General features: G+C 42.6%; 7 protein-coding genes and 11 tRNA genes. 17 read left to right on the forward strand and 1 reads right to left on the reverse strand.

Annotated features, from left to right (window positions below; genetic code table 11):
• Nucleotides 1-41: 41 nt before the first annotated feature.
• The 5 genes from P8596_RS01500 (at nucleotide 42) to P8596_RS01520 (ending at nucleotide 4,534) form a co-directional block, all read left to right on the forward strand.
• The gene (locus P8596_RS01500; protein ID WP_224521609.1) at nucleotides 42-374 is read left to right on the forward strand and encodes an anti-sigma factor antagonist; all 333 of its coding nucleotides are present in this window, start codon (nucleotides 42-44) and stop codon (nucleotides 372-374) included.
• A complete protein-coding gene (gene rsbW / locus P8596_RS01505) occupies nucleotides 374-841 on the forward strand; it encodes an anti-sigma B factor RsbW (RefSeq protein ID WP_034763252.1) in 468 nt (155 codons plus the stop codon). The genes P8596_RS01500 and rsbW overlap by 1 nt, the downstream gene beginning before the upstream one ends.
• Nucleotides 819-1,616 carry an RNA polymerase sigma factor SigB gene (gene sigB / locus P8596_RS01510; RefSeq protein ID WP_224521608.1) on the forward strand — a complete coding sequence of 266 codons (798 nt, stop codon included), beginning with the start codon at nucleotides 819-821 and terminating at the stop codon, nucleotides 1,614-1,616. Before rsbW ends, sigB begins: the two co-directional genes overlap by 23 nt.
• Nucleotides 1,616-2,212: a PP2C family serine/threonine-protein phosphatase gene (locus P8596_RS01515; RefSeq protein ID WP_224521607.1), complete on the forward strand. Its 597-nt coding sequence runs from the start codon at nucleotides 1,616-1,618 to the stop codon at nucleotides 2,210-2,212. The genes sigB and P8596_RS01515 overlap by 1 nt, the downstream gene beginning before the upstream one ends.
• A gap of 138 nt (nucleotides 2,213-2,350) precedes the next feature.
• Complete coding sequence (locus tag P8596_RS01520; protein ID WP_481900316.1) at nucleotides 2,351-4,534, forward strand: Tex family protein; 2,184 nt, start codon at nucleotides 2,351-2,353, stop codon at nucleotides 4,532-4,534.
• Between the two features lie 94 nt (nucleotides 4,535-4,628).
• Here P8596_RS01520 and cmpA read toward each other — a convergent pair whose 3' ends face one another.
• Entirely contained in the window at nucleotides 4,629-4,742 is a 114-nt protein-coding gene (gene cmpA / locus P8596_RS01525; protein WP_094075192.1) for a cortex morphogenetic protein CmpA, read from the reverse strand.
• 143 nt (nucleotides 4,743-4,885) lie between these two features.
• Between cmpA and P8596_RS01530 the strand changes: the two genes are divergently transcribed.
• From P8596_RS01530 to P8596_RS01585, 12 genes are all read left to right on the forward strand, one after another.
• Nucleotides 4,886-5,356: a SprT family protein gene (locus tag P8596_RS01530; RefSeq protein ID WP_224521605.1), complete on the forward strand. Its 471-nt coding sequence runs from the start codon at nucleotides 4,886-4,888 to the stop codon at nucleotides 5,354-5,356.
• A 116-nt stretch (nucleotides 5,357-5,472) separates the two neighbouring features.
• Nucleotides 5,473-5,547 (forward strand) — tRNA-Asn (locus P8596_RS01535).
• A 7-nt stretch (nucleotides 5,548-5,554) separates the two neighbouring features.
• A tRNA-Ser gene (locus tag P8596_RS01540) sits at nucleotides 5,555-5,645 on the forward strand.
• Nucleotides 5,646-5,661: 16 nt separating this feature from the next.
• Nucleotides 5,662-5,733 (forward strand) — tRNA-Glu (locus P8596_RS01545).
• 52 nt (nucleotides 5,734-5,785) lie between these two features.
• Nucleotides 5,786-5,862: transfer RNA gene (locus P8596_RS01550), tRNA-Asp, on the forward strand.
• A gap of 80 nt (nucleotides 5,863-5,942) precedes the next feature.
• A tRNA-Gln gene (locus P8596_RS01555) sits at nucleotides 5,943-6,017 on the forward strand.
• A 4-nt stretch (nucleotides 6,018-6,021) separates the two neighbouring features.
• Nucleotides 6,022-6,097 (forward strand) — tRNA-Lys (locus P8596_RS01560).
• A 64-nt stretch (nucleotides 6,098-6,161) separates the two neighbouring features.
• Nucleotides 6,162-6,243, forward strand: a tRNA-Leu gene (locus P8596_RS01565).
• Nucleotides 6,244-6,318: 75 nt separating this feature from the next.
• A tRNA-Leu gene (locus P8596_RS01570) sits at nucleotides 6,319-6,404 on the forward strand.
• A gap of 19 nt (nucleotides 6,405-6,423) precedes the next feature.
• A tRNA-Arg gene (locus tag P8596_RS01575) sits at nucleotides 6,424-6,500 on the forward strand.
• Nucleotides 6,501-6,553: 53 nt separating this feature from the next.
• A tRNA-Pro gene (locus P8596_RS01580) sits at nucleotides 6,554-6,630 on the forward strand.
• Nucleotides 6,631-6,644: 14 nt separating this feature from the next.
• Nucleotides 6,645-6,718: transfer RNA gene (locus tag P8596_RS01585), tRNA-Gly, on the forward strand.
• Nucleotides 6,719-6,746 lie beyond the last annotated feature (28 nt).

Genomic DNA, 6,746 nt, shown 5'->3' on the forward strand with positions numbered 1-6,746 from the left:
ATAGGGACGTATTATAATGTTGCCAAAAAGGTGGTCTTTTTATGAACTTATCAATAGATATGAAAGAAAAAGAAAACGAGCTGCTCGTCAAAGTAGCCGGTGAAATTGATGCATATACAGCTCCAAAGCTTAAAGAAACGCTTCAGCCATCTGCTGAATCTGATAATAAAGATATAACAGTCGATCTTTCAGAAGTATCATACATGGATAGTACGGGACTCGGCGTGTTCGTTGGTCTGTTTAAGACGGTTAAGGCCCGTGGTGGTCAGCTTAATTTAGTCGGATTATCTGACCGTTTACAAAGGCTGTTTGATATTACAGGTTTAGGGGATATTATGAATATCAATTCCAAAGTAGAAGGTGGAGTGGAATGATGCAAGCTTTTGATTACATCGAGATGAAGATCCCCGCAAAGCCGGAATATGTCGGGGTCATTCGTTTGACGCTTTCAGGAATTGCAAGTCGTATGGGGTTTGACTATGATGCAATTGAGGATTTGAAGATTGCCACAAGTGAAGCGATCACTAATGCGGTCCAGCATGCTTACAAAGATAATGACGGAGAAGTCGTTGTCGGATTCGCGCTGTATGGGGATCGCCTTGAAGTGATGGTGGCTGATCACGGTGAAAGTTTTGACTTTAAAGAAATTCGCAGTGCTGTTGGTCCTTATCATGCCGATCATTCCGTTGAGTTCTTAAGAGAAGGTGGGTTAGGCCTTTACCTTATTGAGAGCCTTATGGATGATGTAAAAGTGCATCACAAGGAGGGAGTGACAGTCTTTATGACTAAATTCCTATCAGGGGAGCAGGTGGAGAGGGATGAAAAAACTATCTCAACCTAACCAGCAGGCTCAAAAAGAAAAGGTACTCAAATGGATCAAGGATTACCAGGAAACCCAGGACGATGATGCCCAAAGTCAGCTCATTTTACACTATCAAAACCTTGTTGAATCCATTGCGAGGAAATATTCAAAGGGCCGATCCTTTCATGAGGATATAATCCAGGTAGGGATGATCGGACTGCTTGGAGCGATCAGAAGGTATGATGAATCGTTCGGCAGATCATTTGAAGCATTCGCGATTCCGACCATTATCGGGGAGATTAAAAGGTTTCTAAGGGATAAAACGTGGAGTGTACATGTTCCCCGGAGAATCAAGGAACTTGGTCCGAAAATTAAATCGACGGTTGAAGAATTAACCAATAAATTGGAACGCTCTCCGCAGGTTCATGAGATTGCTGAGTACCTGGAAGTAAGTGAAGAAGAGGTACTGGAAGCGATGGAAATGGGTAGAAGTTATCAGGCTTTATCTGTGGATCACTCAATTGAGGCTGATTCAGAAGGAAGTACGGTAACAATACTGGATATCGTAGGAGATCAGGATGAAGGTTATGAGAAGGTGAATCAGCGACTCGTTCTGGAGAAAGTCCTTCATGTTCTCTCCGACAGGGAAAAAGCGATTATACAACACACTTATTTAGAAAACCTAAGCCAAAAAGAAGCTGGGGAAAAGCTCGGTATTTCACAAATGCATGTTTCCCGACTGCAAAGAAGAGCGATTAAGAAACTTAGGGAAGCCATTCAAGAAGAGATGGACGATTCGGAGAGTCATTATTAATGGCTTATCTTCAACAAAATGAAATAGAGCTTTATGCAGAACAAGTATCGAAAAATGGGAATCCCTTTTGTGGTGATAGTTACTTCTATACTTCCACAAACGATTACTTCATCTGTGTCCTGGCCGATGGTTTAGGTAGTGGTAAATTTGCCTATGAGTCGTCACATGCTGTCGTGGAGATTGTAGAAAAAAATCATCATGAAGATGTCGAGACTCTCATGAGTCTTTGCAATGATGTCCTTCAGAAGAAACGTGGAGCTGCCGTGGCGATCATTAAAGCATATTACCATTCCAAAGAATTTGTGTATAGTTGTGTAGGTAATATCCGATTTTATATGTATGCACCTGAAGGAAAGATGACCTATCCCTTACCGGTAACAGGCTATCTATCCGGACGGCCTCAAACATATAAAACCCAACGTTTTCAATATAATACCAACTCAAGATTTCTCATTCACTCAGATGGATTGAGTATATCCGGCGTAAAGAATATCCTTCAAAGATATCCGACCCTTCATGGGGCGCTAGGAGACATCCAATCATTAGTAGACGGCACATCAGATGATACAACATATATCATTGGAAACTTACTCTAACAGGCTTAGGGTAAGTTTTTTTGTTTATAAGTTCAACTCCCCGCCCCTCGGGCAACTGGATAAGAGATCCATCTATAACCTACGTCACCGTTTTAGTCCCTAAAGACAGATATGGTAAAATAAAAGAGAATCCTATCAATGGAGGTAATACTATTGGCAACAACATTAACGAAGCAAGAGCCATTACTTCAACAAGTATCTAAAGAATTGAACTTATCAATAAAGAGTGTAAAAAACGTCATTTCTCTTCTGGAGGAAGGGAATACAGTTCCTTTCATCGCACGTTACCGAAAAGAGCAGACAGGTGCACTGGATGAAGTCCAGATTCGCAATATCATGGACAAGTGGAATTATCTGTTGAATCTTGAGCAGCGAAAAGAAGAAGTCCTCCGTCTCATAGAAGAACAGGGGAAGTTAACGGAAGAATTGACCCGGTCCATTCAAAAAGCCGATAAGCTGCAAATGGTGGAAGATTTATATCGTCCATATAAACAAAAGAGGCGTACCAAAGCAACCGTAGCAAAAGAAAAAGGCTTGGAGCCCCTGGCTGAATGGATTCTGACCTTCCCATTAAAAGGAGACCTTACAAGTGAAGCTTCAAACTATATCTCTGAAGAGAATGAAGTGACTTCTGTGGAAGAAGCCCTGGGTGGAGCCAAGGACATCATTGCTGAATACATATCCGATGAAGCTTCTTACCGGGACTACATACGAAAATATACATTCCGTAAAGGGTTAATAGAATCAAAGGTAAAGAAAGAGGAGTTAGACGAAAAAAAAGTGTTTGAAATGTATTACTCCTATCAGGAACCCATTCACAAAGTTGTGCCCCATCGTGTCCTGGCAATGAATAGAGGGGAAAAGGAAGACATTTTAAAAGTGAACATCCAGCCCGATACAGAAGGCATCCAAACATATTTGGAAAAGCAGGTCATTAAGAATATCCACTCCATTTCTGTGCCCCTAGTGAAGGAAGCAGTGGAAGATAGTTATAAAAGGCTCATCCAACCGTCAGTAGAAAGAGAAATCCGAAATGAGTTAACTGACAAAGCGGAAGATCAAGCCATTCATATCTTCTCTGAAAACTTGCGTAAATTATTGCTCCAGCCACCGATGAAAGGGAAGATGGTATTGGGTGTCGATCCTGCATTTCGGACTGGGTGTAAGCTTGCTGTCATTGATGAAACAGGGAAAACCCTCGATATCAACGTAATCTATCCGCATACATCTCAATCCCAACGAACCAAAGCGGAAGACGCTTTTAAATCGATTTTGACAACATATTCGATTGAGGTTGTGGCAATTGGAAATGGTACCGCGTCGAGAGAAACCGAACAATTTGTGGTGGATCTATTGAAAGAAGTAGGCGGGAATATCTCTTACTTAATAGTCAATGAAGCGGGGGCAAGCGTATATTCTGCATCAGATGTGGCGAGAGAAGAGTTCCCGGACCTTCAAGTGGAAGAAAGAAGTGCTGTTTCCATTGCCCGGAGATTACAGGATCCATTAGCTGAATTAGTGAAAATCGACCCTAAATCAGTCGGGGTCGGGCAATATCAACATGATGTTTCCCAAAAGAAGTTGAACGAATCGTTAACGTTTGTAGTGGAAACGGCTGTAAACCAAGTGGGTGTAAATGTAAATACTGCATCTTCTTCCTTATTGCAATATGTAGCGGGGCTTTCTAAAACAGTGGCCAATAATATCGTGAAAAAGCGGGAGGAAGAAGGGAAATTTCAATCCAGGGCGCAATTGAAAAAAATCCCAAGGCTGGGTGCGAAAACATTTGAACAATGCATTGGCTTCCTGAGGATAATGGATGGGAAAGAGGTCCTTGATAGGACGTCTATTCACCCTGAGAATTATACCGATGTAAAGAAGCTCCTCTCAAAAGTGGGGATGGGTGTAAATGACGTCGGGTCAGATAAACTCAAACAGTCTCTGGAACAATTGAATATTGATGAAGTGTGTGAAGAGTTGGAAATTGGGAAACTGACATTAAAGGATATTATCGATTCACTGATTAGACCCGGTCGAGATCCGAGGGATGAGTTTCCTAAACCGCTACTGAAGAAGGATGTTCTAAAACTGGAGGATCTATCTGAAGGAATGGAGTTACAAGGAACCGTTCGAAATGTAGTGGATTTTGGCGCCTTTATTGACATTGGTGTGAAACAAGATGGACTTGTCCATATCTCAAAGCTGAAAAATGGTTTCGTGAAGCATCCGTTAGATGTGGTTTCAGTCGGGGATGTTGTGACTGTTTGGGTTGATAGTGTAGATGTCCAAAAAGGCAGGGTTGCACTGACGATGGTCCATTAAGAAATGGATAGGAGCTGACTGAATGATAGGGAGCTATCTGGTGGTCAGCTCTTTTTTATATAAGATGGAATTACTTGATAATAGAAAAACATCATTAAGAGCAGTTCTTCTTTCTGTAGAAATTCCAACATTGATTAAGAAGTTTGATCTGGTATCGATCTTTTTCAAGATAAGCTTTCCGCAATTGATTGACAAGCCAATTTGGCATGGGTAAACCTCCTTATCCCGTTGAAAGTGCCGCTAAAGAAAACGGTCTTTCTCCGATTAGTTTGTCAGTTTGAAACAATAAGGGTGATACCTAGTTTATGCTATAATAGGTTGTCATGTTCTAATTAAGAAAGAAGGATTTGTATGACGAATGCCGAGCTGCAGCAATTAGTAGAAAGAATTTCAATCCAATCATTCAACAAGCCGTTCCGCCATAAGGCGTTTTTTAATCCAAGATTACGGACCACTGGTGGAAGATACATGTTAGGCAGCCATGATATCGATATTAATCGAAGATATCTGGATGAGCATGGAATGGAAGAGTTGATTGGAATTATAAAGCATGAGCTATGTCATTATCACTTGCATATTGAAGGAAAGGGATATAAACATGGGGATCAGGACTTTAAAAGACTTCTCGAGCATGTCGGGGGACCAAGGCATTGTTCTTCGTTGCCACATGTGAACAGGAGAAGTCGGGTGTTACACTATGCCTGTTCTGAGTGCGGTCTGAACTTCGAAAGAAAAAGAAAAATCAATACAACGAAATATGTGTGTGGCCGCTGTAAAGGAAAACTTCGCCTTGTAAAAGAAGTTGTGATTGAAAAAGGGTAGTTATAAAAGGCGTTTTTCTTGTTGAAAAAGTGACTGAAAGTAGTTGACAAGAAATTGATGAGTCATTATAATCTAAAGAGTCGATAAGACGAGTTAAGCGTAAGAATACTTCACGTTCCGCAGTAGCTCAGTGGTAGAGCTATCGGCTGTTAACCGATCGGTCGCAAGTTCGAATCTTGCCTGCGGAGCCATTTTTATGGAGAAGTACTCAAGTGGCTGAAGAGGCGCCCCTGCTAAGGGTGTAGGTCGGGCAACTGGCGCGAGGGTTCAAATCCCTCCTTCTCCGCCATTTCTATTTAGAACGTGGCCCGTTGGTCAAGCGGTTAAGACACCGCCCTTTCACGGCGGTAACACGGGTTCGAATCCCGTACGGGTCATTTTACTTACTTTAGGTAACGATCGTTATTTTCGCTATCGCGAAAAAACTTTGGTCCGGTAGTTCAGTTGGTTAGAATGCCTGCCTGTCACGCAGGAGGTCGCGGGTTCGAGTCCCGTCCGGACCGCCAGATTTATTTTTAAAAAAGTAGTTGACTTTATTGAGGTGGACATGTTAATATTAAAACCTCGTCACTTTTTAAAAAAGTATTGGGCTATAGCCAAGCGGTAAGGCATCGCACTTTGACTGCGACATGCGTTGGTTCGAATCCAGCTAGCCCAGCCATAGCGAGCCATTAGCTCAGTTGGTAGAGCATCTGACTTTTAATCAGAGGGTCGAAGGTTCGAATCCTTCATGGCTCACCAATGATTTTTGCCCAAGCAAAATATCTTACAATTGTTTTTCGCCAATGTGAAAAACGAAATACATGCGGGTGTGGCGGAATTGGCAGACGCACCAGACTTAGGATCTGGCGCCGCGAGGCGTGGGGGTTCAAGTCCCTTCACCCGCACTTTTAAAAACCTTTTAAAAAGTTATTGACAAAATAGATTCACCTCAGTTATAATAGTGTTTGTCGCTTTAAAACGCGGTCGTGGCGGAATGGCAGACGCGCTAGGTTGAGGGCCTAGTGGGGGCGACCCCGTGGAGGTTCAAGTCCTCTCGGCCGCACCAAAAGGTTTCAAGAATATATGCGCCCGTAGCTCAATTGGATAGAGCGTTTGACTACGGATCAAAAGGTTAGGGGTTCGACTCCTCTCGGGCGCGCCATCTTGCTTCTACTAGTGAGTGTCGGATTCACGGTTATACATATGCTTTTCTGACGGGAAGTAGCTCAGCTTGGTAGAGCACTTGGTTTGGGACCAAGGGGTCGCAGGTTCGAATCCTGTCTTCCCGACCATCATAATTTTATATGCGGGTGTAGTTTAGTGGTAAAACCTCAGCCTTCCAAGCTGATGATGAGGGTTCGATTCCCTTCACCCGCTCCAATTTAAACCTTAATCATTGAACCTTGAA

Origin of the sequence: Rossellomorea sp. DA94 (assembly GCF_029834455.1) — a bacterium.
Classification (GTDB): domain Bacteria; phylum Bacillota; class Bacilli; order Bacillales; family Bacillaceae_B; genus Rossellomorea; species Rossellomorea vietnamensis.